Annotated in this window: 26 protein-coding genes; 14 read left to right on the top strand and 12 right to left on the bottom strand. The window is 60.4% G+C overall.

Going from position 1 to position 24692, the window contains the following annotated elements; all coding sequences use genetic code 11:
• Nucleotides 1-131: 131 nt before the first annotated feature.
• Complete coding sequence (locus tag Q4481_RS03190) at nt 132-1334, top strand: MFS transporter (RefSeq protein ID WP_304374837.1); 1203 nt, start codon at nt 132-134, stop codon at nt 1332-1334.
• A gap of 16 nt (nt 1335-1350) precedes the next feature.
• On the opposite strand, the gene Q4481_RS03185 is transcribed toward Q4481_RS03190, so the two are convergent.
• A complete protein-coding gene (locus Q4481_RS03185) occupies nt 1351-1743 on the bottom strand; it encodes a hypothetical protein (RefSeq protein WP_304374836.1) in 393 nt (130 codons plus the stop codon).
• Between the two features lie 227 nt (nt 1744-1970).
• On the opposite strand from Q4481_RS03185, the gene Q4481_RS03180 reads away from it, so the two are divergent.
• Complete coding sequence (locus tag Q4481_RS03180; RefSeq protein WP_304374835.1) at nt 1971-2285, top strand: DUF2834 domain-containing protein; 315 nt, start codon at nt 1971-1973, stop codon at nt 2283-2285.
• A gap of 8 nt (nt 2286-2293) precedes the next feature.
• Here Q4481_RS03180 and Q4481_RS03175 read toward each other — a convergent pair whose 3' ends face one another.
• Nucleotides 2294-3457, bottom strand: coding sequence for a cytochrome-c peroxidase (locus tag Q4481_RS03175; RefSeq protein ID WP_304374834.1), 1164 nt, complete (start codon nt 3455-3457; stop codon nt 2294-2296).
• A gap of 134 nt (nt 3458-3591) precedes the next feature.
• Complete coding sequence (locus Q4481_RS03170) at nt 3592-4218, bottom strand: calcium-binding protein (protein WP_304374833.1); 627 nt, start codon at nt 4216-4218, stop codon at nt 3592-3594.
• Here Q4481_RS03170 and Q4481_RS03165 point away from each other — a divergent pair.
• The gene (locus tag Q4481_RS03165; protein ID WP_304374832.1) at nt 4213-4398 is read left to right on the top strand and encodes a hypothetical protein; all 186 of its coding nucleotides are present in this window, start codon (nt 4213-4215) and stop codon (nt 4396-4398) included. The two genes, Q4481_RS03170 and Q4481_RS03165, sit on opposite strands and share 6 nt — an antisense overlap.
• Here Q4481_RS03165 and Q4481_RS03160 read toward each other — a convergent pair.
• Genes Q4481_RS03160 through Q4481_RS03140 form a run of 5 tightly spaced genes read right to left on the bottom strand, consistent with a single transcriptional unit; the run spans nt 4386 to nt 9899 of the window.
• The gene (locus Q4481_RS03160) at nt 4386-5333 is read right to left on the bottom strand and encodes a dipeptide ABC transporter ATP-binding protein (RefSeq protein ID WP_304374831.1); all 948 of its coding nucleotides are present in this window, start codon (nt 5331-5333) and stop codon (nt 4386-4388) included. The genes Q4481_RS03165 and Q4481_RS03160 overlap by 13 nt on opposite strands.
• Nucleotides 5330-6331 carry an ABC transporter ATP-binding protein gene (locus tag Q4481_RS03155; protein ID WP_304374830.1) on the bottom strand — a complete coding sequence of 334 codons (1002 nt, stop codon included), beginning with the start codon at nt 6329-6331 and terminating at the stop codon, nt 5330-5332. The genes Q4481_RS03160 and Q4481_RS03155 overlap by 4 nt, the downstream gene beginning before the upstream one ends.
• 1 nt (nt 6332) lies before the next feature.
• Nucleotides 6333-7241 (bottom strand): ABC transporter permease subunit, encoded by a 909-nt coding sequence (locus Q4481_RS03150; protein WP_304374829.1) that lies wholly within the window; start codon nt 7239-7241, stop codon nt 6333-6335.
• A 3-nt stretch (nt 7242-7244) separates the two neighbouring features.
• Complete coding sequence (locus Q4481_RS03145; protein WP_304374828.1) at nt 7245-8252, bottom strand: ABC transporter permease subunit; 1008 nt, start codon at nt 8250-8252, stop codon at nt 7245-7247.
• Nucleotides 8253-8306: 54 nt separating this feature from the next.
• Entirely contained in the window at nt 8307-9899 is a 1593-nt protein-coding gene (locus Q4481_RS03140) for an ABC transporter substrate-binding protein (protein ID WP_304374827.1), read from the bottom strand.
• A gap of 294 nt (nt 9900-10193) precedes the next feature.
• Here Q4481_RS03140 and Q4481_RS03135 point away from each other — a divergent pair, with 294 nt between their 5' ends.
• Complete coding sequence (locus Q4481_RS03135) at nt 10194-10598, top strand: hypothetical protein (protein ID WP_304374826.1); 405 nt, start codon at nt 10194-10196, stop codon at nt 10596-10598.
• A 93-nt stretch (nt 10599-10691) separates the two neighbouring features.
• Here Q4481_RS03135 and Q4481_RS03130 read toward each other — a convergent pair whose 3' ends face one another.
• Entirely contained in the window at nt 10692-11780 is a 1089-nt protein-coding gene (locus Q4481_RS03130) for a calcium:cation antiporter (RefSeq protein ID WP_304374825.1), read from the bottom strand.
• Nucleotides 11781-12070: 290 nt separating this feature from the next.
• Between Q4481_RS03130 and Q4481_RS03125 the strand changes: the two genes are divergently transcribed.
• Genes Q4481_RS03125 through Q4481_RS03105 form a run of 5 tightly spaced genes read left to right on the top strand, consistent with a single transcriptional unit; the run spans nt 12071 to nt 17968 of the window.
• Nucleotides 12071-13657 (top strand): ABC transporter substrate-binding protein, encoded by a 1587-nt coding sequence (locus Q4481_RS03125; RefSeq protein ID WP_304374824.1) that lies wholly within the window; start codon nt 12071-12073, stop codon nt 13655-13657.
• A 13-nt stretch (nt 13658-13670) separates the two neighbouring features.
• Complete coding sequence (locus Q4481_RS03120; RefSeq protein ID WP_304374823.1) at nt 13671-14630, top strand: ABC transporter permease; 960 nt, start codon at nt 13671-13673, stop codon at nt 14628-14630.
• Between the two features lie 10 nt (nt 14631-14640).
• A complete protein-coding gene (locus Q4481_RS03115; RefSeq protein ID WP_304374822.1) occupies nt 14641-15468 on the top strand; it encodes an ABC transporter permease in 828 nt (275 codons plus the stop codon).
• Nucleotides 15461-17128 carry an ABC transporter ATP-binding protein gene (locus Q4481_RS03110; protein WP_304374821.1) on the top strand — a complete coding sequence of 556 codons (1668 nt, stop codon included), beginning with the start codon at nt 15461-15463 and terminating at the stop codon, nt 17126-17128. The genes Q4481_RS03115 and Q4481_RS03110 overlap by 8 nt, the downstream gene beginning before the upstream one ends.
• Nucleotides 17129-17134: 6 nt before the next feature.
• Complete coding sequence (locus Q4481_RS03105) at nt 17135-17968, top strand: alkaline phosphatase family protein (protein ID WP_304374820.1); 834 nt, start codon at nt 17135-17137, stop codon at nt 17966-17968.
• Nucleotides 17969-18003: 35 nt separating this feature from the next.
• On the opposite strand, the gene Q4481_RS03100 is transcribed toward Q4481_RS03105, so the two are convergent.
• The 3 genes from Q4481_RS03100 to Q4481_RS03090 all read right to left on the bottom strand — a co-directional run bounded on the left by Q4481_RS03100 (nt 18004) and on the right by Q4481_RS03090 (nt 20522).
• On the bottom strand, nt 18004-18945 hold the full coding sequence (locus tag Q4481_RS03100) for an alpha/beta hydrolase (protein ID WP_304374819.1): 942 nt from the start codon (nt 18943-18945) through the stop codon (nt 18004-18006).
• A gap of 44 nt (nt 18946-18989) precedes the next feature.
• Complete coding sequence (locus Q4481_RS03095; RefSeq protein WP_304374818.1) at nt 18990-19928, bottom strand: alpha/beta hydrolase; 939 nt, start codon at nt 19926-19928, stop codon at nt 18990-18992.
• 150 nt (nt 19929-20078) lie between these two features.
• Nucleotides 20079-20522, bottom strand: a complete 444-nt coding sequence (locus tag Q4481_RS03090) for a calcium-binding protein (RefSeq protein WP_304374817.1) — start codon at nt 20520-20522, stop codon at nt 20079-20081.
• Here Q4481_RS03090 and Q4481_RS03085 point away from each other — a divergent pair.
• The 5 genes from Q4481_RS03085 to Q4481_RS03065 all read left to right on the top strand — a co-directional run bounded on the left by Q4481_RS03085 (nt 20490) and on the right by Q4481_RS03065 (nt 24687).
• On the top strand, nt 20490-20897 hold the full coding sequence (locus Q4481_RS03085) for a hypothetical protein (protein WP_304374816.1): 408 nt from the start codon (nt 20490-20492) through the stop codon (nt 20895-20897). The two genes, Q4481_RS03090 and Q4481_RS03085, sit on opposite strands and share 33 nt — an antisense overlap.
• A 244-nt stretch (nt 20898-21141) precedes the next feature.
• Nucleotides 21142-21552, top strand: a complete 411-nt coding sequence (locus Q4481_RS03080) for a hypothetical protein (RefSeq protein WP_304374815.1) — start codon at nt 21142-21144, stop codon at nt 21550-21552.
• Between the two features lie 70 nt (nt 21553-21622).
• Nucleotides 21623-21850, top strand: a complete 228-nt coding sequence (locus Q4481_RS03075) for a putative periplasmic lipoprotein (RefSeq protein WP_304374814.1) — start codon at nt 21623-21625, stop codon at nt 21848-21850.
• Nucleotides 21847-23301, top strand: coding sequence for a TolC family protein (locus tag Q4481_RS03070; protein WP_377352287.1), 1455 nt, complete (start codon nt 21847-21849; stop codon nt 23299-23301). The genes Q4481_RS03075 and Q4481_RS03070 overlap by 4 nt, the downstream gene beginning before the upstream one ends.
• Before the next feature lie 12 nt (nt 23302-23313).
• Nucleotides 23314-24687 carry a multicopper oxidase family protein gene (locus tag Q4481_RS03065; protein ID WP_304374813.1) on the top strand — a complete coding sequence of 458 codons (1374 nt, stop codon included), beginning with the start codon at nt 23314-23316 and terminating at the stop codon, nt 24685-24687.
• Nucleotides 24688-24692: the final 5 nt, after the last annotated feature.

Below are 24692 nucleotides of genomic sequence, written 5' to 3'. Positions count from 1 at the left end.
GCCGCAAAGGCGGACAATTCGGCGGCGACCTCAACGGTATTCTTCACCCGCACCGATGTTTCACATCAATTCAATTGACTTGAGATCGCCATCCGAATTGCCGATGGAGGATGCGAAAGGAACGCTTGCCGATGCTTGCCGCCATAAGGATCATCCTGCACAATCCCGCCATCCGGGTCGCGACGATCGCACTCTTTTCAACCGGCCTGACCTACGGCGCAACTCTACCCTATCTTTCGATCGTAGCGATCAAGGAATTCGGCATGAGCAACGTCATGCTGTCGCTGTTGCTGTTCGTCATTGCCCTCGCCAATCTGGTCTATGGCGTCAGCATCGCGCTGGTTTCCGATGCCATACGCAATGTCAAGCCCATGATTCTGTTTGTCAATCTTGCTGGCATCATCGGTTTTGGCCTTGTTTATCTTTTGCCACACATGGCTGTCTTTGTGTTCGCCGCCGTGCTGCTGGTGCCGCTGTCCAATGCCAGTTTCGCGCTTTTGTTCTCCTCGATCCGCGCATTCAGCTCCCCCCTCGGCAACCGTGAAGCCAGCGCAGTGACACAGGTCGTGCGTGCACTCTATTCCGGATCCTGGATTCTGGTGCCGGGACTGATCGCGCTCTGGCTCGCAAACTCGAACAGCCTCTTACCAGCCTGGGGCTTTTCCGCTGTCGCTTGTCTTGCGAGCTTCACAATCGTCTGGCTTCTGATGCCCTCGCTCGAACGATCGCAGGATGCGCCGCGTTCACCCTTCTTCGCCTCGCTGCGTGAACTGACCGCCGCCAACATGATCGGCCTTGTTGTGTCCATGTCGCTAATTACAGCGGCGCCGCGGCTGCTATCGGTGATCCAACCGCTGATCATGACTGGCCTTGCTGGCGGGAAGATCACCGATGTCGGGTTCGTTGCCGGCTTCACGGCCGGGCTGGAAATTCCCTTCATGCTGATGTGGGGCATGTGTCTGCAGAGACTGACCGTCCTGCAGGTACTGGGTATCGGCACTGTAATCTATGCAGTTTTCCTCGCACTGATCAGCCAGGCTTCGACGCCGATCGAGATCTATCTGCTGACGATCCCGAATGCCTGCGGGGTCTCGGCGATCCTGTCGCTGCCGTTGTCCTACTATCATGAACTTTCGCCCGAGAGGCCCGGGTTTGGGACGTCGCTCAACCAGATCACCTCTTTCGTTTCCACAGGCATGAGTGCCCTGGCGTTTTCGATCGGCGCGGCAACGCTCGGCTATTCGGGCAGCAACTGGATCGGCGTCGTCATGGTAATCCTTGGCATTGCAGGACTGTTCGCGCTCGACCATCGTTCGAAAGGAAAGCGACCATGACTGCCAGAGCCTGAAATCAGCCGCCGATCGCAACCGTGAGCGCGAACTTGCAGGTCTCGTTGCGGCGGGCGGCGTTGCGCATCTGGAACACCATGACCGTATAGTCGCCATCGGCCGCCAAGGTTCCCGAATAGTCATAGCCATCCATGGTGCCGTCGAAAAGGTTTTCATCCTTGCCGGGCTCGCGCACGATATAATAGCAGGAACCATGGCTCGGCTTGAAGCTGATCGCCATCACCTGCCCCGCCCGGGCACCGATCTTGTAATTGATCCCGTCATAGCCCTTGAGTGAACTCTTGAGCGTGACCGAACTGGCGCCGGCGGCAAATTTCACCGTCTCGGTGCGTTCATCGGCCAATGCCGGCGCAACGGTGGTGGCGGAAAGAAGGAGGGCGAGCAGGGTTTTCATGACAGTCTCCGGCAGGATGCAACGGGTTCGGTGCGGGCGATTGCGAGCACCCGAAGAGCAACGAACAGAGCCGCCAGATTATTCTTTTACGAACCGTTGCTCCACAACAGTTTTTGTCGGAGAGCGGCCTGCGACCCTTTGCACCCGGCAAAGGCTCCGACTGTGCCTGACCCTTGACGAGAGACCTGTTATGATGGGGCCTGTTCTACGAGACCCGAAAGAGATCCATGTCCCTCAAGACCTTCTATCTCATCATGGCCATTGCCGGCACCCTTTTGCCCTGGTTCTTCTTCGGGTCGTTCTTCTCGGCCAACGGCTTCGATCTTGCCGCCTTCATCACCAGCCTGTTTGCCAATGGTGCCGCCGGCGGCTTTTCCATCGATGTGCTTTTGTCGATTTCGGTTTTCTGGGTCTGGTCGTTCGTCGATGCGGCGCGCACCGGCACCAGGCGTTGGTGGCTGGTGCTGCCTGCAAGCTTCACCGTCGGCCTGTCGCTGGCGCTGCCGCTCTATCTCTATCTGCGCATTGATGAAAGGGACTGAGTCCCCCCTCACTTTTCCAGCAGGGGCTCGTAGCGCTTGTCGGTCAGCGTCTTCAGGAAGGCGACGAGAGCATCGATGCGCTGGTCATCAAGGCCCGGACCGGTTTCGAGTTCGGTCTTGGCCAGATTATCGGCCACTTCCGGTGCCGCCCAGACCTTGCCGGTCTCGGGATTGATCTGGCGGCTTTTCCGCTTCGAATTGTACTTGTTATAGAAGAGGATGACCGTGCGCAGATCCTTGAACACGCCATTGTGCATGTAAGGACCGGTGACGGCGATGTTGCGCAGGGTCGGCGTCTTGAAACGGCCGCGCGCCGTTGGATCATCCTTGGCGGCCGGATTGGCGGCAAGCCCGAGATCGACATGATCGGCGGCCACACCATTGACCTTGCGCGCGGCTTCATTCACCGGCACGCCGATGTTGAAATATTTGTGCGAGGAGAAGGTCGAAGTCTCGAACCGGCCGTCGGTGCCCTTGATGTCATGGCAGAGATTGCAGTTGGTGAACTGGGTGGAGAAGAACAGGGTACGGCCAAGCTCTTCCTGTTCGGTCAGCTTTTCCTCGCCGCGCAGATACCGGTCATATTTGGAATCGAAGGGCGAGAATTCCGGCGTCCGTTCGAATTCGGCCACGGCCTGACGCAGCGCCTGATAGGTCTTGGCCGGATCGGAAAGCACATCCTCGCCGAACTCGGCCTTGAAGGCAGCGACATAATCCGGATTTTCGGCAATGCGTTCGGCCACCGTCTTTTCGTCCGGCATGCCCATTTCGATCGGGTTCAGGGGCGGTCCACCCGCCTGATCTTCAAGCGTTGCCGCACGCCCATCCCAGAACTGGCCGCCGACATAATCGCCCTTGGCATTCTTGCCGAAGGTCGGGCTGAAGGCGGCATAGGCGGCCGTTGGCGCCGAACGGTCACCGAGCGATTTTCCGTCATCGCCGAGCGACACGGCAAGCCCGGCCTTCGTTTCGCGATGATCGGTAAAACCCATATCCGGCATATGGCAGGTGGCGCAGGCCTGGCTGCGGTTCTTCGACAGATTGACATCGTTGAACAGCGCTTCGCCGAGTTTGGCCCGGTTCGGATAGGTGCGTTCGCCGGCCTGAGCAAGGCCCGAAACCAGAAGCAGGGATGCGGCAAGAAAGCCGCCGAAATTGATGAATGTGCGCATGGATCTGTGTCTTTGCGGTTGTCCCACATGGATGGCCGCTTCTAGCGCTGTCCTATCGCACGGTCCTTGACGCTTATCAATCTCGGGCAGAAAAGTTGATTGCGAGTGTCATCAATAAAAACCCCACCCAGCGCTCAATACAACAGGAAATCATCGCGACTGATGAGATCGACATCGGTATTCTTCAATGTCAGCACATCGCCTGCGCCGAGATCAATCCGGACATCCCTGCCCGCCTGTTCGATGTCGAGCTTGGCGAAATTGATCTTGCCGAGCCGGATTAAATCCTGGTCGCGACCGGTGGGATCGAAATCCATGATCGAGTCACGGTCGAACTTGCTGGTGAAGAGGAATATATCACTGTCATCACCGCCGTACAGCGTATCGTTGCCATAGGCGCTACCGATGATGTCCTTACCGGCAAAACCACGGACGATGTCATTGCCGAGGCTTGTATCGAACAGGAAGTCATCGGCAGCCGATCCCGTGATCACGTCATTGCCGGACTCCAATCCTCCGTAAAGATAGTCTGTCAGATCGGATGCGCCATCGATAATCTTCGAGAAATGGCTGGCATTCAGCCGCAAGCCCGAGATCTCGACCAGGACATGGTCTTTTTCATCAAGAAGCGTCATCGCTGAAATCGTGCCGTCGGTGAAGTTGTTGCCCTTGGCCTGCAGCCCATTCCCGGCAATCTTGACCGATACGCCACTCACATCGTCAAACGTTGCGCTGCGGCGTGTTTCGAGGGTCAGGTGCATGGCACTTCCGCCAAAGAAAAAATCATCGACGTCAAAACCCGAAATATGCTTCGTATAATTGATCTTCGCCAATTCTTCGCACTCCCTCTGCTCATCACCGCAGTTGATGAGGAAAAAGGAGAATCATCTTTTTCGCAACCAGAAAATATTGAGGCGAAGCGCGCTCTTTACATCGGGTGATGACAGAAGAAGCGGTGAGCACCCTCGCCGCTCTCGTCCGGCATGGTCTGGCGGCAGAGATCGGTCGCATTGGCGCAGCGCGGATTGAACGGACAGCCCGGCGGCGGGTTGAGTGGCGACGGCAGTTCGCCCTTCAGTTCGATGCGGTGCTTCTTGCGGGTCGGATCGGCCACCGGCGTCGCCGAAAGCAGTGCCGCCGTATAGGGATGGCGCGGATGGGCGAAGACCTCTGCCACAGGGCCGCGCTCGACCGGGCGTCCGAGATACATGACGAGCACTTCATCGGCAATGTGGCGCACCACCGACAGGCCGTGCGAAATGAAGAGATAGGCGAGCCCCATTTCCTTCTGCAGGTCCATCAGGAGATTGAGCACCTGCGCCTGGATCGAGAGGTCGAGCGCCGAAACCGGCTCATCGAGCACGAGGATCTTTGGATCAAGCATCAGGGCACGGGCAATGGCGATGCGCTGGCGCTGGCCACCGGAAAACATATGCGGGTAGCGATCGTAATGTTCCGGCCTCAGACCGACCTTCTGCATCATGTCGAGCGCCTTGCGGCGGCGGGTCTCGGCATCGTCATGGGTGTTGATCTTGAGCGGCTCTTCCAGAATGGCGCCGATCTTCTGGCGCGGATTGAGCGAGCCGTAGGGGTTCTGGAACACGATCTGCACCGAAGAGCGCGTCGCCTTGACGGACGGATCGGCGGTGCGGCCCTCGATCAAGAGCTCGCCTTCGCTCGGCTCCTCGATCATCGTCACAAGGCGGGCGAGCGTGGACTTGCCGCAGCCGGATTCGCCCACCACGGCGAGCGTCTTGCCGGCTTCGAGCGCAAAACTCAGCCCATTGAGCGCCTTGACGGTGGCGGGTTTGGAGAACATGCCGCCGCCGACTTCATAGAAACGCTTGAGGTTGCGACCTTCGACGATGGCGTTCATGCGAGCGCTCCTTCCGGCGCCGGATGATTGAGCGGCTTGCCCTTGACGAGCGGATAATTGCACAGCGCATTGCCATAGGCCGGGCCCTGGCGGCTGGCACCGGCACGACAGTAATCGGTGACAAAGGCGCAGCGCGGCGAGAAGAGGCAGCCCTCGGGACGGTCGCTATGACCGGGCACGACACCGGCGATCGAAGGCAGGCGCCCACCGGCCACGGCGCGTTCCGGCAGCGCTGCAAGAAGCGCTGCGGTATAGGGATGGTGCGGATCGGTGAAGAGATCCACCACGCCCTGTTCCTCCACCTTCTGGCCGGCATACTGGACCTGAACGCGCTGGGCCGTTTCGGCCACCACGCCCATATCGTGGGTGATGAGGACGAGCGCCATGCCCTCCTCTTCCTGCAGCCGCACAAGCAGATCGAGGATCTGCGCCTGAATGGTGACATCGAGCGCTGTCGTCGGTTCGTCGGCGATCAGCAGTTTCGGATTGCAGGCGAGCGCCATGGCGATCATGACGCGCTGGCTCATGCCGCCCGACAGCTGGTGCGGGAAGTTCTTGAGCCGGCTTTCGGGTGCCGGAATACCGACCTTCTTCAGAAGCTCGATCGCGCGGGCACGGCGCTCGGCCTTGCCGAGACCGAGATGGGTCTTGATCGCTTCCTCGATCTGGAAACCGACCGTGAAGCAGGGATTGAGCGAGCTCATCGGCTCCTGGAAGATCATCGCCATGTCCTTGCCGATGATCTTGCGCCGGTCATGCGACGACATGGTCAGAAGATCGCGGCCGGCGAAAGTCATGACATCGGCGGTGATCTTCGCCGTCCAGGGCAACAGGCCCATCACGGCCAGCATGGCGACCGATTTGCCCGAGCCGGATTCACCGACGATGGCGAGGATTTCGCCCTGGTCGCATTTCAGCGACACATTGTCGACGGCGCGGAACAGGCCCGTGGTGGTGCGGAATTCCACCGTCAGATTCTGGATTTCAAGAAGAGCCATGTTACGACCTCTTGAGCTTGGGGTCGAGCGCATCGCGCAGACCATCACCCATCAGGTTGATGGCGAGCACGGTGATGAGGATGGCCAGGCCCGGAAAGGTGACGACCCAGGGCGCACGCAGGATGAATTCGCGCGCATTGGCGAGCATGGTGCCCCATTCGGGTGTCGGCGGCTGGGCGCCGAGGCCGAGGAAACCGAGCGCTGCCGCTTCGAGGATCGCGTTCGAGAAGGAGAGCGTGGCCTGCACGATCAGCGGCCCGAGACAGTTCGGCAGGATGGTGACGAACATCTGCCGCAGGTGGCCGGCACCGGCAACACGCGAAGCGACCACATATTCCCGGTTCTTCTCCGCCATGACGGCGGCGCGCACCAGACGGGCGAAGTGCGGCTGCAGCACGAGCGCGATCGCCAGCATGGCATTGAAGAGGCTCGGCCCCAGGATCGTGACCATGACGAGCGCGAGCAGGAGCGACGGAAAGGCAAGGATCAGGTCCATCACGCGGCTGATCACCACATCGACCCAGCCACGGAAATAGCCGGCCAGCAGGCCGAGCGTGATGCCGCCGATGACCGAAAGCGTGACGACGACGGCACCGATAAGCAGCGAGAACCGGGCGCCATACATCAGCCGTGACAGGATATCACGTCCGACCGGATCGGTTCCGAGGATGAACTTCCAGCTGCCGCCCTCCTGCCAGACCGGCGGTGCGAGGAAGGCATCGCGGTACTGCATGTCGGGTGCATGCGGTGCCAGCACTGGCGCCAGAAGGGCGGCCAGCACCATGAGAGAGAAAACCACGAGGCCAATGACGGCACCACGGCTCTGCGAGAAATAATACCAGAATTCGGCGAGGCGCGGAAACCGCTTGGCCTCCACCGGTGATACGGAACTGGTCTGGGTCGTGGTCATGGCTTACCTCGCCCGCATGCGCGGATTGATCACCGCATAGAGAATATCGACGATGAGATTGACCACCATCACGATGAGCGCGATCAGCAACAGACCGCTCTGCACGACGACATAGTCGCGCTTGAAGATGGAATCGACCATCCATTTGCCGATACCGGGCCAGGAGAAGATCGTCTCCGTCAGGATGGCGCCGGCCAGCATGACGCCGACCTGCAGGCCGATGGTGGTGACGACCGGGATCATGGCATTGCGCAGCGTATGGATGGCAATGACGCGGAATGGCGACAGGCCCTTGGCACGGGCGGTGCGGATATAGTCCTCGCCCAGCACTTCCAGCATGGCAGAGCGGGTCTGTCGCGCCACCACGGCCAGCGGAATGGTGCCGAGCACGATCATCGGCAGGATGATATGCTTGAGCGCTGACAGGAAGGCATCCGGCTTGCCGAGCAGCAGCGTGTCGATAAGCATGAAACCGGTGATCGGCTTGAAGAAGAATTGCAGCCCGATGCGGCCCGAGACCGGAGTCCAGCCGAGATAGCCGGAGAAGAAGATGATCAGCAGCAGGCCCCACCAGAAGATCGGCATCGAATAGCCAACCAGAGCCGTGCCCATGATCAACTGGTCGGGCCAGGATCCGCGACGGACAGCGGCATAGACGCCAGCGGGAATGCCGATGGCGACCGAGAAGATCAGAGCGACGATCGACAATTCGACAGTGGCGGGAAACAGGACCGCAAACTCGTCGATCACCGGTCGTTTTGTGGAAATGGCCACGCCGAAATCACCGGTCAGCACCTGTCCGACATAGCGCAGATATTGTTCCCAGATCGGAAGATTGTAGCCGAATTGTTCCTTGAGAATTTCGTAGCGTTCGGGTGTCACGCCATGCTCGCCCGCCATGGCGAGAATGGGGTCTCCCGGCAAAAGCCGCACGAACGCGAAGGCGCAGATCGTGATCCCGATCAGTGTCGGAATGAAGAGCAGGAGTTTGCTGACGAGAAAACGGAGCATGGGCAAAAACCTGAAGGGACGGCGGCCGCCTCCGGCCGCCGTCCTTATTGACGATTACTCGGCCTTGTCGACACCGTCGAAGCGGTGGATGCCGAGCGGGTCCATCATGTAACCGCTGACATTCTTGCGGATGACCGAATAGACCTGCGAATGGGCAAGCGTGAAGGCCGGAGCTTCCTGCTTGAAGATGACCTGCGCCTGCTCATAGAGCTTGGTGCGCTCGGCGAGATCGCTGGTGATCTTCGCCTTCTGGATCAGGTCTTCGAACTCCTTGTTGCACCAGCTCGAATAGTTCGAAACGCCGATGGCCGAGCAGGAGAACAGGGTGGCAAAGAAGTTGTCCGGATCGCCGTTGTCGCCGGTCCAGCCGATCTGGAACGCACCCGGGCGGTCCTTCTTCTTGCCTTCTTCGCGATACTTGGTCCATTCAAGCGTCTTGATCGTCGCTTTCACGCCCACCGCTGCCCAATCCTGCTGGATCAGTTCGGCCGCACGCTGGAAGCTCGGGTTGTACGGACGGAAACGGTCCGAAGCCCAGAGTTCGATCTCGGTAACGCCATTGTCGGCAAGCACCTTCTTGGCAGCTTCCGGATCATAGGCGTCGTCCTTGACGTCCTTGTTGTAGGACCACATGGTCGGCGGAATGAGGTTGGTTGCCGGGGTGGCACCGCCCTTGCCGAACAGGGAATCGATGATCGCCTGCTTGTTGATGGCCATGTTCAGCGCCTTGCGCACTTCGGGCTTGTCGAAGGGCGGCAGCGTGGTGTTGTAGGACATGTAGCCGATATTGAGGCCAGCCTGTTCGAGCACGGTTACATCGCCATTGGCCTTGAGAGCCTCGACGTCGGCCGGGTTCGGATAGGGCATCACATCGCATTCGCCAGCGAGAACCTTCTGCATGCGGGCGCTTGCATCCGGGGTGATCGCGAAGATCAGGTCGTCGATCTTTTCCTTGCCCTTGAAATAATCCGGGAAGGCTGCGTAGCGGATGACGCTGTCGAGCTGATAGTCGACGAACTGGAACGGACCGGTGCCGATTGGCTCGCTGGCATATTTCTCCGGCGTGCCGGCTTCCATCAGCTTGTCGCCATATTCCTTCGAGCCGATCGACGCGAAGTCCATGCCGAGGTTGGCCAGCATCGGCGCATTCGGCTCGGTGAGCGTGATCTTGACCGTCAGGTCATCGACCTTTTCGATCGACTTGAGATATTTCGGCATGTCCATGCCCTGGAAATAATCCCAGGTGATGTTGGGCATGTAGGTCTGCCACTTGTTGTCGGCCTTCCACTGGCGCTCGAACGACCAGATCACGTCATCGGCGTTAAGGTCACGCGTCGGCGTGAAATAGGAGGTGGTGTGGAACTTCACGCCCGCGCGGAGCTTGAAGGTATAGACCAAACCGTCGTCGGAAATCGTCCAGCTTTCGGCCAGACCCGGCTCGATTTCGGTCGAACCGTGCTTGAATTCGACAAGGCGGCTGTAGATCGTCCGGGACGAAGCGTCGAAGTCGTTGCCGCCCGTGGTGATGGCGGGATCGAAGTTCGCCGGCGAGGCTTCGGAGCAATAGACAAGCGTCTTGGCCGAAGCGGAAAAAGCGAGAACGGAAGTAATGGCGGTTGCCGCCAGGAGCGTCGCGATCTTTTTCATGAGTCCTTCCCCTTGGTAATTTCCTTGCCTGCTCATTTACGGCAAGGTTGCAGAGAATGGACCGTATTTACCCGCCAAATGCAATATGGGCCTGTAATATTTTTTCCAAAGGGTCAAAATCTGTGAATAAACTCGCAGTGGATCTGTAACAATTCGGACATTCCCATCCCAAAAAATGTGTCGGAATCGTGATTTTTCGATTCCCCTTTTTCGCAACGCACGCTATGGCGAAACGGACTTGAAAATTCGCATCGGCGCCGGAATTTCCGGCTCTCTTGAAGGAAGCCCGCAAGCATGAAACTGAGCATAGTGACCCTGGCCGGTCTGTCCCTCCTCCTCGCCGGCTGCTCCACCACCGGTGCCTTGTCCACAGATGCGCTCTCCAAGCGCTGGGTCGGCAAGGAAGCCGGAAAATTCTTCGCCGCCTATGGCCCGCCGATCGCCGATACGGAAAGCGGCTCCTCCTCCACCTACAACTGGAAGGGTGGCTACAAGACCCGTCGCACGCCGGCCCAGTATGAAGGTGAAGGCAAGGCACGCAAGCTTGTCGCGCGTGCCCGCACCGACTACCTTGTCTGCCATGTCAAATTGACGGTCGACAGCAACTACACGATCACCTCGATCACCCGCATCACCGACAAGGCCGGCGTCAAGGGCGGACCGACCTGGTGCGAGGAATTCCTCGACGCCGCCGGCTGATCCCTACAGATTCCCGGATTGTAAAGCCGGCCCCGATCACGGGCCGGCTTTTTCGTGCCGCCGATCCGGTTCGTCCGGCAAACTGCTCCTTTGTCAGAGGCCGATAATGGTCAACATGACGAAGGTGGCAAAAAGCACGAAATGCGTCATGCCCTCGATTGCATTGGTCTCGCCGTCATTGAGGTTGATCGCTGCGGCAATCAGGGTAATCGCCACCATCACCGTCTGCACAGGCGTCATCGCCATCGTCAGTGGCTGACCGTTATAGAGTGCGAGCGCTTCCACCAGCGGCACTGTGAGAATGACCGTCGAGAGCGACGCGCCCATGGCGATGTTGACGACCGCCTGCATGCGATTGCGCAGTGCGGCCTTGAGCGCAGTGAGGATTTCGGGCGCTGCCGAAATCGAGGCGACCACGATGGCCATCAGCGCCGGCGGAGCGCCGGTTCCTTCAAGGCCCGCATTGAGCAGTACCGACATGAATTCGGCCAGAACGCCGATCAGCACGACGCCGAAAAGGATGGCGCCGATCGACCAGGCGATGCTGTCTTCCTCACCATGACCGGGCGCCCTGCTGGGCTTGCCCTCGATCGTCTCGTAGCTATAGGCGAAGAAATAGCTGTGCTTGCCCACCTGCATGCGCAGGAAGAGCGTGTAGAGCAGCGCCATCGCCCCGATGGTGAAGATCGAATAGTAATGCCATTTGGCAACCGGAATGAATTCCGGCACCACCATGGAAATGCCCATGGCTGTGAGAATCATCACGCCGTAGGTCTTGCCGGAATCGTCATTGTAGGGCTGCTCGCCGTGCCTCAGACCACCGAGCAGGGCCGCAAGCCCGAGAATGCCGTTGATATCGAGCATGACGGCCGAATAGATCGTATCGCGCACGAGCGTCGGGGAGGCCTCGTTGCTCATCATGATCACCAGCATGATCACCTCGACGAGCACGGCCGAGAGCGTGAGGATCATGGTGCCGTAGGGATCGCCGACCCGGTGGGCGAGCACTTCGGCATGATGGGCGACCCGGATCGAGGTCATGACGATGGCTGCCACCAGCAGGAAGGCGACGAGAAGCGACAGGCTCTGGCCGGCCGCAAGCACCTCATGCTCGAACAACCACACCAAAAGACCGGCGACGATGGGTATGAGCAGGACCCGTTCCGCCAAGAGCTTCGACATTATGATCCTTTCAGGCTGGCATGCAGGCGTTTGAACCCTGATCTTGCCCCAAGGACAGGCCGCGCTCAACCCATGGAACGGGATCGACACAGGGAATTCTTTGCCGATTTCGTTTCCAAATTTTCTCAAGCGGCTGCACGATTTTACCGGCCGGAAGCCTTTGCGGCAAAAATGTGTCTATTTCGCATTCAGAACAGCGCTTGACGCAGGCGAGCCATGCGGACAAAAATACCAGCCACATTATGTGGCTATTCATGGCTAATTAATTTCTTCAAGAACAGGGAACAGCAATGTCGGATGAACTCTCCTACCTCAGCCATCGTGTCGCACTCGGTAAACTCAGCCGCCGCGATTTCCTCGGCCGTGCCGCTGCACTGGGCGTTGCCTCCACTTTCGCCAACGGCCTGATCGCAAGCGCCGTGCGCGCAGCCGGCCCGGTTCGCGGCGGCACGCTGAAGGCCGGCATGCAGGGCGGCGCTTCCACCGACAGCCTCGATCCCGCCACCTGGCAGAGCCAGGTTCCGGCGACGTTCGGCTGGCAGTGGGGCGAAGGTCTCGTCACCGTCGGTCCGACCGGCGATATCGTTCCCAAGGTCGCCGAAGAGGTCAATGCCTCCAAGGATGCCAAGGTCTGGACCTTCAAGATCCGCAAGGGCGTGACCTTCCACAATGGCAAGGACGTGACCCCGGCCGACGTGGTGGCGACGATGGAACGCCATTCGGATGCCAATTCCAAATCAGGCGCGCTCGGCCTGATGGGTTCGATCGAAAGCGTGAAGGCCGATGGCGGCGACGTGGTGATCACGCTCAAGGAAGGCAATGCCGACCTGCCCTACCTGATGGCCGACTATCACCTGATGATCCAGCCGAACGGCGGCAAGGACAACCCGACCGAAGGCATCGGTTGCGGCCCCTACAAGGTGGTCACCAACGAGCCGGGCGTGCGTCTGGTCGGCGAGAAATATGACGGCTACTGGAACCCGGATTTCGGCTTTGCCGGCACGATCGAGATCCTCGTCATCAATGACGCAACGGCCCGCATGGCGGCGCTGCAGAGCGGCCAGGTCAACATGATCAACCGCGTCGAGCCGAAGATCGTTGATCTGGTCAAGCGCCTGCCGGGCGTGACGATCCGCTCGGCTTCCGGCCGCGGTCACTATGTGTTCATCGCCCATTGCAACACGGCGCCCTTCGACAACAACGACCTGCGTCTGGCGCTGAAATATGCGATGGACCGCGAGGAAATGGTGCAGAAGATCCTGATGGGCTACGGTTCGGTCGGCAACGACATTCCGATCAACAAGGCCTATCCGCTGTTCTCCGACGATATCGAACAGCGCGCCTTCGATCCCGACAAGGCCGCCTTCCATTACAAGAAGTCCGGTCATTCCGGTTCTGTGCTGCTGCGGACCTCGGATGTCGCCTTCCCCGGCGCCGTCGATGCGGCCCAGCTTTACCAGCAGTCCTGCGCCAAGGCCGGCATCACGCTCGACATCAAGCGCGAGCCGGGTGACGGCTACTGGTCGGAAGTGTGGAACAAGCAGCCCTTCTCGACCTCCTATTGGGGCGGCCGTCCGACCCAGGACCAGATGTATTCGACCGCCTATTATTCGAAGTCGGACTGGAACGACACCCGCTTCTTCAACGAGAAGTTCGACAAGATGCTGATCGAGGCCCGTTCGGAACTCGACCAGGCCAAGCGCAAGGCGATCTATCGCGACATGGCGCTGATCGTGCGCGACGAAGGCGGCCTTATCTGCCCGATGTTCAACGACTATCTCGACGCGACCGGCCCGAATGTCGAAGGCTGGGTGGACGATCCCAACTTCGAACTGTCCGGCGGCTACGCGCTGTCGCGTTGCTGGGTGAGCGCCTGAGGCTTCGGGAGAGATGTCCTCCCCGATCCTGAAAATGGTGGCTGAGCGTATCGCGCTCAGCCTCCTTCTCCTGTTCTTCGTCTCGATCATGATCTTCGTCGGCACGCAGATCCTGCCCGGCGATGTGGCCCAATCCATTCTCGGCCAGTCGGCGACGCCGCAGGCGCTTGCCAACCTGCGCGAAGCGCTCGGCCTCAACGATCCCGCCTATGTCCGCTATTTCAAATGGCTCGGCCATGCGCTGACCGGCGACCTCGGCACGGCGCTCTCGAGCGGCCAGGACATTGCCTCCTCGATCTGGCCCCGCCTCAAGAACACGATGTTCCTCGCCTTCTGGGCGGCCGTCGCCTCCATTCCGCTCGCCGTGCTTCTCGGGTTGATTGCGGTGCGCTATCGCAACGGGCTGGTCGACCGCTTTATCTCCGGTTTTGCGCTTGCCTCGACCTCGCTGCCGGAATTCTTCATCGGCTATCTCTTGATCTATTTCCTCGCCGTGCAGTTCCAGATCTTCCCGGCCATTTCGACCGTCTATGACGGCATGCCCTTCCTCGACAAGATGAAGGCGATCGCGCTGCCGGCACTGGTTCTGACGCTGGTGGTGCTGGCGCACATGATGCGGATGACGCGCGCCGCCATCCTCAATGTCATGCAATCGGCCTATATCGAAACGGCCGAACTCAAGGGGCTGAGCCCGTTCGAGATCATCTGGAAACATGCGCTGCCCAATGCGCTGGCGCCGATCATCAATGTCGTCATGCTCAACCTCGCCTTCCTGGTGGTGGGTGTCGTGGTGGTGGAAGTCATCTTCGTCTATCCGGGCATGGGCCAGTATCTGGTCGACCATGTCGCCAAGCGCGACGTGCCCGTGGTGCAGGCGGTGGGGCTGATCTTCGCCTCGGTCTATATCCTGCTCAACATGGTGGCGGATATCGCGGCGATCCTCGCCAATCCCCGTCTCAGGCATCCGAAGTGAGGCGCGCCCGATGAAGCTCCGTTCCATTCCCTTCGGTGCCGCGGTCGGCCTGCTCATCACCACCCTCTTCCTGCTGGTGGCGATCTTTGCGCCCGTGATTGCGCCCCATCCGCTCGGCGAGATCGTCGGTGGCGTGTGGGAGCCGATGTCGGACAAGTTTGTGCTCGGCACCGACAATCTCGGCCGCGACCTGCTGTCGCGCATGATTTTCGGCGCCCGCACCACCATCTTCATCGCGCTTTCGGCCACCGCCCTTTCCTTCGGGCTCGGCACCATTCTAGGCTTTGCCGCTGCGGTGTTCGGCGGCTGGCTCGACATGACGATGTCGCGGCTCGTCGATCTCATCATGGCGGTGCCGACGCTGATCTTCGGGCTCGTGGTGCTGTCGGTGCTGCCGCCGACGCTGACGATCCTGATCCTCGTCATGGGCCTGCTCGATTCCACCCGCGTCTATCGACTGGCGCGCGCCGTGGCGGTCGATATCAATGTGATGGATTATGTCGAAGCCGCCCGCCTGCGCGGCGAAGGCCGGCGCTGGATCATCTTCTTCGAGATCCTGCCCAATGCGCTGTCGCCGCTCATCTCCGAACTCGGCCTGCGCTTCATCTTCGCGGTGCTTCTGCTTTCGGCGCTCTCCTTCCTCGGGCTCGGCGTGCAGCCGCCGGATGCCGACTGGGGCGGCATGGTGAAGGAAAACAAGGACGGCATCGTGTTCGGCATTCCGGCCGCGCTCATTCCGGCCGCCGCGATCGCCATGCTCGCCATCTCCGTCAACCTGGTGGCCGACTGGATCCTCAATCGCACCACCGACCTCAAGGGAGGACGCGGCAATGGCTGATTTTCCCGTTCATGCCGCCGCCAAGAAGGGGCCGGTGCTCGAAATCGAAGGGCTGAGGCTTGAGGCGACCGTGCATCCGCCCGGTGAAGCGTCGCGCAATCTGGTGATTGTCGAAAGTGCGTCGCTGACGCTCGAACGCGGCAAGGTTCTCGGCCTGATCGGCGAATCCGGCGCCGGCAAATCGACGATCGGCCTCTCCTCGATGGGCTATGGTCGTGGCGGTGTGCGCATTACCGCCGGCTCCGTGAAACTCAACGGTCGCGACATTCTCAAGGAAGGCCGTTCGGGCATGCGCAAGTTGCGCGGCCGTGAAGTCTGCTATGTGGCCCAATCGGCCGCCGCCGCCTTCAACCCCGCCCAGCGGCTGATGGATCAGGTGGTGGAATCGGCCATCAAGCATGGCGTCGTCTCGCGCGCCGAAGCCGAAAAGCGCGCCGTGGCTCTCTTCCGCAAACTGTCGCTGCCCAATCCGGAAACGATCGGCCAGCGCTATCCACACCAGGTCTCGGGCGGCCAGCTGCAGCGGGTGATGACCGCGATGGCGCTCTGCCCCGAACCGGACCTGATCGTGTTCGACGAGCCGACCACCGCGCTCGACGTGACGACGCAGATCGACGTGCTCGCCGCCATCAAGGAAGCGATCCGCGATACCGGCGTCGCAGCCCTCTATATCACCCATGATCTCGCCGTCGTCGCCCAGGTGTCGGATGACATCATGGTGCTCCGGCATGGCAAGCTGGTCGAAAAGGGTCCGACCGAGCAGATCATCCATGCGCCGAAAGAGGCCTATACGCAGGCGCTCGTCTCGGTGCATGAGATCGCGCATGTGGAGAAAGTTCCGACCGACAGGCCGATCCTCGAAGTCCGGGGCGTCGATGCCGCCTATGGCAACGGTATCGTCAAGGTGCTCGACCAGGTGTCGGTCGAGGTCCATCCCGGCCAGACACTGGCCGTGGTCGGCGAATCCGGCTCCGGCAAATCGACACTCGCACGCGTGATCACCGGTCTTCTGCCGGCAAAGACGGGCGAGATCCGCTTCGACGGCAAGGTCCTCTCAAAAAAGCTCGACGACCGGTCCAAGGAAGATCTGCGGCAATTGCAGATGATCTACCAGATGGCCGACGTGGCAATGAATCCACGCCACACGGTGGAGCGGATCATCGGCAGGCCCCTCTCCTTCTATTTCGGCATGGACGAGAAGGCGCGCAAGGCGCGGGTGGTCGAACTGCTCGACATGATCGAGCTCGGCAACGGCTATGGTGGACGCTATCCGGCAGAACTGTCCGGCGGCCAGAAGCAGCGCGTCTGCATAGCGCGGGCGCTTGCGGCCAAGCCGAAGATGATCATCTGCGACGAGGTGACGAGCGCGCTCGATCCGCTCGTTGCCAACGGCATTCTCAAGCTGCTGCTCGACCTGCAGAAACATGAGAATGTGGCCTATCTCTTCATCACCCACGATCTCGCCACCGTCAAATCGATCGCCGACCAGATCGCCGTCATGTATCGCGGCAAGGTGGTGCGCTACGGACCCAAGACCGAGGTGCTGACACCGCCCTTCGACGATTACACGAGCCTGCTCCTGTCCTCGGTTCCCGAGATGGAAGTCGGCTGGCTGGAAAAGGCGATTGGCAACCGCAAGATGGCAAGTGCAGGGAATTAAAACGCAATGAAATCCAAACTGCTTCTGATCATCCTCGATGGTCTGCCCTATGACAACTGGCGCCGCTATATGGGCAATCTCGAAGGCTGGGTCGGCTCCGGCGAGGCGCGGGTGTGGAAGATGCGCTCGGTGCTGCCATCGACCTCGGCCTCCTGCTATGCCTCGATCCATACCGGTGTGCCGCCGCAGGTGCATGGCATTCTCTCCAACGATGTGCGCTTCCGCGTCAACCAGCCGGATCTCTTCTCCGAGATCAGCAAGGCCGGCGGCAAGACAGGCGCGGTGACGCATTCCTACTGGTCGGAATTCTTCAACCGCTTCCCGTTCGATCTCGTGCGCGACATGGAATATGACGAGCCGGAAAGCCCGATCACCCACGGGCGCTTCCACACCATGACCGGCTACAACCACGACAACCAGATGACACCAAGCGATGTGGACCTGTTTGCGACGCTGACGATGCTGACCGAGCGCCATGGCATCGATTACGGCATTCTGCATACCTGCACGCTCGATTCCATGGGCCACCGTTTCGGCCATGAATCGACGGAGATGGACCGGGCGCTGTTTGTCATGGATGCGATGCTGGCCGCCTTCCTGCCGCGCTGGCGCGCCGCAGGCTACGAGGTGATCGTGACCGCCGACCATGGCCAGTCGCTGCGCGGCCATCATGGCGGGCGCGGATCCGACCAGCAGGATTTCGCGCTCTATTATTTCGGACCGGCGGAAGGGGCCGATCCCGGCCTGCTGCTCGACCAGCTGCAGCTGGCGCCGACCATTCTGAAACGTCTCGGCGTGAGCATTCCCGAAACGATGAAGGCCGGCAGCTTCCTCAACTGATCAAGAGGGGCCCAGTCTCAAGTGGGCCCCCGATTTCAATAGGGCCAATGCCCCTTGCCGAACGCATCGACGGCTTCGACGATGCGATCGAAAGCTTCGCCTGCCCGCCGCACCAACCGACGGGAGCGGATATGGCCATGCACCAGTCCCTGTTCGAGCCGATGGTGGACGCGGCCACCGGCCGCCTTGATGCGGGCCTGGTAATCGGCGCCGTCAGAAGCGAGCGGATCGCATTCGGCCGGAAAGACCGCCGTCATCGGCAGGCCGGTGAAATCCTGATCGGCCAGCGGCTGGAAGGTCGGATCCGCCGGATCGACGCCACCGGCATAGAGGCCGACACAGAATTCGACATCAGCAAGGGTCAGAAGCGGTGCCTCGGCATGCAGGCGATAGGAGCCGCGATCACGCGGGCCGCCGAGACCGGGATAGATCAGCACCTGGCCTGCCGGCGGATGCGGATGGTGGCGCCGCGCATGGGCGACGCAGGCGGCGAGATTGCCGCCGGCGGAATCGCCCGCGAGCACGATGCGGCCCGGAAAATGGTCGGCCAGCCAGTCATAGGCGGCCACCGCATCCTCGAAGGCGGCCGGATGGGCAAATTCCGGCGCCATGCGATAATCGACCGAGACGAGATCATAGCCGGTGCGTCCGCACAGTTCAGCGCACACATCGTCATGGCTGTCGAGCCCGCCGACGATGAAACCGCCGCCGTGGAAGAACAGGATCGTCGCCGCACGATCCGGATTCTGCCGGCGATAGGTGCGGATGGGAAGATTGCGATCGGCAAGCGCAAGGACGCTATCCTCCGAGGTCACATCCGGCGGATTGCCGGTATGGAAGGCGCGCGCGAGATCATTGGTCACGCGGCGCTGGAAGGCGATCGAGCCATCGGTCGTATCGGCGGGATAGAATTCGAGCGACTTGCGGATATAGGCCCGCATCTCCTCATCCAGCAAAATGTCATAATCAGGCTTCATCTCCGCTCACTCCCTTGCGGTTTAAGGGCCGGGTTCGCTTCGGATCAGGGATGGTGCCATTCGCCGTGACCGAGCGCCTTGATCGCCTCGACAATGCGGGTGAAGCTTTCGCGGGCGCGGGCAACGGTGTGGCGGGCGCGCAGATAGCCATGCACGAGCCCGGCCTCCTCATGCCACCAGGCCTTGCCGCCGGCAGCGCGGATCTTTTTGCCATAGATCTCGCCATCCGACGAGAGCGGATCGCATTCGGCGGTGATGACGATAGTCGGCGGCAGATGCGAAAAATCCGTATCCTGCAGCGGTGCGGCCGTGACATCGCCCGGGGCTACCTCGCCGCGGATATGCTGGTAGAATTCGATATCGCGCGCTGTCAGCATCGGCGCTTCGGCATGCTTGACGAAGGAGGCGGTTTTGAAGCCGCCGCCGAGGCCGGGATAGATCAGCACCTGGCCGATCGCCGCCTGCTTGTGATTGCGCGTGGCATGCGCAACCGCAGCGGCGAGATTGCCGCCGGCGGAATCGCCCGCCAGGATGATCGGCAGATCATAGCCGCCCGCCACCCATTCGAAGCCGGCCAAAGCATCTTCGAAGGCGGCGGGATGCTTGAATTCCGGTGCCAGCCGGTAATCGACCGAGATCACCTCGTAATGGGTGCGGGCGCAGATATCGGCGCAGACATCATCATGGCTTTCCAGACCGCCGACGACGAAGCCGCCGCCATGGAAATAGAGCACCACAGCATGGGCATCGTAGCGCGAGGCGCGATAGCGGCGGGCCGGAATGTCGCGACCCTTGGCATGGATGAGCTTGTTCTCGGCCGAAATGCCTTCCGGATAGCCGTGATGGAACTCACGGCACATCGTATTATAGACCTCGCGCTGGCGCTCGATCGAATAATCGACCGCATCGGGCGGATAGTAGCTGTTGGTGCGATCGATGAAGGCCCAGGTCTCGGCATCGATGATGCTCTTGTAATCGGTCATGGCTGAAAAATCCTGACGCTCGGAAAGAATGACATAACGAATGGCAGGATGATAGCGACTGGCGCCGAAACCGGAAGGCGGAAACCGTCCGCTTCATGTCGTTTTCAGTTGATGAGACACTTTTTCGTTGTGCGGACCAATGCGGTCCGCTCAGACGATATCGGCGTTGAAAACGAGCTTTTCGACATGCTCGATATGGATTTCGACATCGAATTCCTCAGAGCGGATCAGGAACTCGCGCTTGCCGAGAAATTCGATCTCGAGCGCTTGCGGATCGGCGATCAGGTTGACGACGTCATACCCCTTGCCGCCATCGATCTCGACCCGGCGCGGCGCGATCCAGAACAGGTCGAACAGCTGGAATGTATCGTTGCCGGCATTGCCGAGCAGCGTATCGTCGCCGATGCTGTTGGAAAAGAAGTCATCGCCCTTGCCGCCGCGGACATAATCATTGCCCTCGCCATCGATGAGCATATCGTTGCCGTCGCGGCCGAAGATGAAATCGTCGCCATCCATGCCCTCGATCAGATCATCGAGCGCACCGCCGATCATGACCTGGTAATGATCGATGCCCTGCTTTGTTTTTGCGACCATGATGCGCTCCCGTTCCAACGCCGGCATGTTGCACCAACAGGGTTAACCACCGGTTACAACGCTTCTTTCCACCAAAGGATGCTTGCGCAAGTTCCCTTTTTGTTCTTTTTATGCATCATGGTGACGGTGATCGATACATTGCGGAAGGCGGCGGCGCGCAGCATGCTCCTGCGCGTCGAATGTCAATCCTGCCAACGGGTGGTGAATTTTCTCGCCAGCGACATCATGGCCTTTGCCGACCCCAACCAGCCGCCGCAGACGGTAAAATTCCGCTGCAGCGAATGCGGCACCAACGGCGCGAAAGTCACGACCATCGAACGCGACAAGGACCGCGACCGCGGCATCATCGTCTGGCGGCCAATGCGGTTGAAATAGGGGGAGAGCCGCGCCAGAAGAGGCAGGTCCAGTTCAACCGGTTTCGGGCGTTGGTTAGCAGATGTGTGTGTAGAGAGGGCCGCAGAACTGGGCTGGATTTGGCTTATATAGGACAAGGCCGGCTCGAACCGTGCCCCTCGGGATACATTCTGATCTTCCCAATGTCGGAAGGATGACGACTTTGCATCGTTCACGATCGGGCTTTCGCTTGACGATCGTCATCAAATCAGTCTGAATAAAGCCATTGAAGGAACCCGAAGACGTGATCGCAATCGCGGCAAACAGGCTTATGTTCTATCTCCGGCTCGCGCTTGTCGCCGCGCTGGCCGGTTACATGCTGCCAACCGTGAGCTTTGCGATGCATGGCGATGTTGCTGCAAGCTACAGCCAGCAGATGGCTTTCGCCAAGAACGATTCCGCCCATTCGCATGACGAGACCGCAGCGGTTCATGATCACGGCGATCAGGCTGCAGAGCATGAACATATCCAATCCAACCAGGATTGCTGCTCGAACCTGTGCCTGAATATGGCCGTGGTCGCCGACTCGCCCCAGTTGAGTGTGCTGAGAACGTCCATCGCAATTGACTTCACGAACGACCAGCGGGTGTTCGCCGAACCAATTGGACTTATTCGGCCCCCCTGTTTCCTTACATGATTGACGGCCGCTCCCGCGGCTGAAGGCGGTCGTTCGCGACCGAACCTCAGTTCATGTTCGGAATTCATCCATGAAACACCTGTTAATGGTGGCCGCCCTGCCAGTTCTGCTGGCCGGATGCGCAGCCACAAAGCCACCCGAGGTCACGGCCGGCCGCGATCCTGCCGATCCGTCGGCCGAGATACGGCCAAGCCATCACCATAGCCCGGTCATCTATACGGCACGTGTGCCGGTCGAGCCTGAGCCGTGGAAGAAGCTGAACGAGGACCTTTCCTCCAGCGAGGAGGATCCGTCATGAGCCGTTTCCAGATGATCGGGGGGATGGTCGTCCTCCTCATGCTCGCCGGCTGCACGACCGGTGCCGAGTTTTCGGTGAAGGATGCAGGCTTCGATAAGGTCAAAGACAAGACTTCGGTGCTCTCCAAGGAGACCGTCTGGGTGCAAAGCCGCGCCCAGGCCGAAAAGACCGAAGCGCGCGTCAAGACGCTTCTTGCCGCGTCAAAGACTCTCGACGCCGAGACGGCTGTACAGATCGCTCTCCTCAACAACAAGGGCCTGCAGGCGGCGTATGCCGATCTCGGCGACGCCGGGGCCGACGTCTGGCAGTCGACGATGTTCGTCAATCCGACGGTTTCTGTCGGGCTGACCGGGATCGGCACGCCGGGCCTTGAAGCCTACCGGGCGATCGAGGGCATACTCGCCGTCAACCTCCTGGCGCTCGCCACGCGGGAAAAGACCATCAAGGCCGCAAAGGTTCGTTTTGAACAGGCGCAGCTTAACGCCGCCTTGAAGACCCTCGAACTGGCCGCAAGCACGCGGCGGGCATGGATCAATGCAGTCGCCGCACGCGAGTCCGTCGTTCAACTGGGGCAGGCGCAGGTCGCTACGGACGCGGCCTCCGAACTGGCGCAGGAGCTCGGCAAGGCAGGATCGATGACGAAGGCTTCCCAGGCGCGGGAGCATGCCTTCAACGCCGAACTTGCGGGTCAGGCGGCACAGGCCCGATTGGCCGAGCGGTTGGCCAAGGAGGAACTCACACGCATGATGGGTCTCTGGGGGAACGATGTTGCCTATAAGCTTCCCAACCGACTTCCCTCATTGCCGAAAAAGCTCATCACGACCAACGTCATCGAGGCGCTGGCGCTGGCCAACCGCGTCGATCTGCAGATAGCGAAGCTGGAGCTCGAAGCGAACGCCAGGACCTATGGTCTGACGGAAGCAACCCGCTTCGTCACCGACCTCGAGATCGTCGCGGGCTTCGAGACCGAACGCGAGAGGGAAGATGGCAAGATCAAGAAGGAAACGACCCATTCCAAGGAACTGGAATTCGTCATCCCGATCTTCGACAGCGGCAAGGCACGGCTGCGCAAGGCCGAACTTGCCTACATGCGTGCGGCGAACCAACTCGCTGAGAAGGCTGTCAACGTCCGCTCGGAAAGTCGATCGGCCTATGAGGCCTACCGGTCGAGTCATGACATCGCCCGGCTGTATCGCAACAGCCTCGTGCCACTGAGGACGACGATCGAGCAGCAATCGCTGCTGACCTACAACGGCATGATCACCAACACATTCGAGCTGCTTGCCGACACCCGCGACAAGATCAACGCGCAGCAGCTTGCCATCAACGCCAAGCGCGACTTCTGGCTCGCAGCGGCAAACCTGACAACGGCGATCTATGGCGGTGGCGCGGGTACCGCGCCGGCCGAGATCGCATCTGCCGCGCCGTCCAGCGCGCCCGGCGGACACTAGGAAGGATCAGTGATGTACTCAAGAAGACAAATCCTCGGCGCTGGCGCGGCACTGGTCTCCAGTTCCGCCTGGGCCACCACGACCAATATGGGATTGCCCGAAGCCGCCCTCATGGACAAGGCCTCGACACAGGGGCCGCTTCATCCACCGTCCGGGCCCGACTATCAACCCGTGGTCACGCTCAACGGCTGGACTCTGCCATTTCGGATGAACAACGGCGTCAAGGAATTCCACCTTGTGGCCGAACCGGTCCAGCGCGAGATGGCGGAGGGCATGACCGCCAATCTCTGGGGTTACAACGGCCAGTCGCCCGGTCCGACGATCGAGGCGGTCGAGGGCGATCGTGTCCGCATCTTCGTCACCAACAAGCTGCCGGAACATACCACCGTTCACTGGCACGGCATGATCCTGCCGTCAGGCATGGATGGCGTCGGCGGCCTCAGCCAGCCGCACATTCCGGTTGGCAAAACCTTTGTCTATGAGTTCGACCTCGTGAAGTCGGGCACCTTCATGTACCACCCGCATTCCGACGAGATGGTGCAGATGGCGATGGGCATGATGGGCTTTTTCGTCATCCATCCCAAGGACCCGAAGTTCATGCCGGTGGACCGGGACTTCGTCTTCCTGCTTTCAGGCTACGACATCGATCCCGGCACCTATGTGCCGAAGGTCATGACGATGACGGACTTCAATATCTGGACCTGGAACTCCAGAGTGTTTCCCGGCATCGATCCGCTCGTCGTCTCCAAGAACGACCGCGTGCGTGTCCGGGTCGGCAACCTCACCATGACCAACCATCCGATCCACATGCATGGCTACGACTTCGAGGTGACTTGCACGGATGGTGGCTGGGTGCGGCCTGAGGCGCGCTGGCCGGAAGTCTCGATCGACATCCCGGTCGGTGCGATGCGGGCCTACGAGTTCGACGCGAAATATCCCGGCGACTGGGCGATCCACTGCCACAAATCGCACCATACGATGAACGCGATGGGCCACGACGTGCCCACCTTCATCGGTGTCGACAAGAGCAAGGTCGCTGAAAAGATCAAGAAGCTCCAGCCAGAATACATGCCGATGGGCACCAAGGGCATGGCCGACATGGGCGAGATGGAAATGGAACTTCCCGACAATACGGTGCCGATGATGACCGGTTGGGGGCCGCACGGTCCGATCGAGATGGGCGGCATGTTCTCGGTGGTGAAGGTCCGCGAGGGCATTTCCGCCGACGATTACAGTGACCCCGGCTGGTACGAGAACCCACCCGGCACCCAGGCCTGGGAATGGACCGGATCGCTGCCGGACCACGCCAAGGCCGAGGACGCCAAGACAAAGGTGACGCCAAAGGATGGCGTGACCACGAATTCTTCCCACAAAGACCATCATTGAAAGGG

It is taken from the genome of Fluviirhizobium alvei, from assembly GCF_030551875.1.
Classification (GTDB): Bacteria; Pseudomonadota; Alphaproteobacteria; order Rhizobiales; family Rhizobiaceae; genus Rhizobium_E; species Rhizobium_E alvei.
This window is presented reverse-complemented; position numbering and strand designations above follow the sequence as displayed.